Source organism: Paenibacillus woosongensis, from assembly GCF_009725165.1.
Lineage (GTDB): Bacteria > Bacillota > Bacilli > Paenibacillales > Paenibacillaceae > Fontibacillus > Fontibacillus woosongensis.
The window spans coordinates 1-1,475 of record NZ_WNZW01000031.1 but is presented as its reverse complement, the minus strand read 5'-3'; the positions used below and the strand labels follow the sequence as shown (position 1 = coordinate 1,475).

The window sequence follows — 1,475 nt, the reverse complement described above, 5'->3', positions numbered from 1 at the left end:
CAACACCCGAAGTCGGTGAGGTAACCGCAAGGGGCCAGCCGCCGAAGGTGGGGTAGATGATTGGGGTGAAGTCGTAACAAGGTAGCCGTATCGGAAGGTGCGGCTGGATCACCTCCTTTCTATGGAGTACCTCGCTTCCGTAACGAAGCGGTACAAATCACGGTCAGCGCAAGCTGCCGGATACACTTTGCATTCGCAAAGTGAACAAATCGCTCACTCGTTGGTCAGTTTTGAGAGTTCAACTCTCAAGCGTTTGGTGGCAATGGCGGAGGGGTTCCACACGTACCCATCTCGAACACGACCGTTAAGCCCTCCAGCGCCGATGGTACTTGGACCGCAGGGTCCTGGGAGAGTAGGACGTCGCCAAGCGCACCCCGCTTTTTTGGGTGTTATTTAAATTGAACATTCCTTTTACGGGCCCTTAGCTCAGCTGGTTAGAGCGCACCCCTGATAAGGGTGAGGTCGGTGGTTCGAGTCCACTAGGGCCCACCATACAACTCCATAATATGCGTCATGCTTGATAGGTTTCCATGATTTGTTTAGAGAAAGCTTTCGGGGTGTGCCGTAAATTTTTGGGGCTTGGATATGGGGCCATAGCTCAGCTGGGAGAGCGCCTGCCTTGCAAGCAGGAGGTCAGCGGTTCGATCCCGCTTGGCTCCACCATAAACAATATCTCTTCCATAACTTACCGCTTGAATGGTGAGTGTGGATTTGATAAGATAGTCTTCCGCCGGTAAAATGGCGGTTGAACAAATTGACAGGAATTTTGAACGTCACCGAAGGTGATCGTTACAAAAGTTCCGTCCTTGATCCTTGAAAACTGGATAGCGAAACGAAATTTGCGTTTTAGAAAATTCCTTTTAGCTGAACTTGTGTCAAAGCAAGTTTAATTAAAAGTAGCTAGCGTAGGTTTTGGGACTGGAGATCCTTTGTGAGACGATTTCTACCTTGTATGAATTTACTTGATCAAGAAATCGGCGAACAACAGAGCGCCAGGCGCAAAACCGAAGCATTATGGTTAAGCTACTAAGAGCACACGGAGGATGCCTAGGCGCTAGGAGCCGAAGAAGGACGTGGCGAACAACGAAACTGCCTCGGGGAGCTGTAAGCAAGCTTTGATCCGGGGGTGTCCGAATGGGGAAACCCGGCTGTGGTAATACGCAGTCACTCACATCTGAATACATAGGGTGTGAAGAGGCATACCAGGGGAACTGAAACATCTAAGTACCCTGAGGAAGAGAAAACAAAAGTGATTCCGTCAGTAGCGGCGAGCGAACGCGGATTAGCCTAAACCAGAGAGCTTGCTCTCTGGGGTTGTGGGACGTCTCACATGGAGTTACAAAGGAAGAGGTTAGACGAACAGGTCTGGAAAGGCCGGCCATAGAAGGTAAAAGCCCTGTAATCGAAAGTCTGTTCCCTCCGAGACGGATCCCGAGTAGTGCGGGGCACGTGAAACCCCGTATGAATCTGCCAGG

2 tRNA genes and 3 rRNA genes are annotated in these 1,475 nt (G+C 50.6%); all 5 read left to right on the top strand.

Going from position 1 to position 1,475, the window contains the following annotated elements:
* Positions 1-119 (top strand): 16S ribosomal RNA (locus GNP95_RS25465); the annotation flags it as partial.
* Positions 120-252: 133 nt separating this feature from the next.
* Positions 253-369 (top strand): 5S ribosomal RNA (gene rrf, locus GNP95_RS25460).
* Between the two features lie 46 nt (positions 370-415).
* Positions 416-492, top strand: a tRNA-Ile gene (locus GNP95_RS25455).
* 95 nt (positions 493-587) lie between these two features.
* A tRNA-Ala gene (locus GNP95_RS25450) sits at positions 588-663 on the top strand.
* 353 nt (positions 664-1,016) lie between these two features.
* A 23S ribosomal RNA gene (locus GNP95_RS25445) occupies positions 1,017-1,475 on the top strand; the annotation flags it as partial.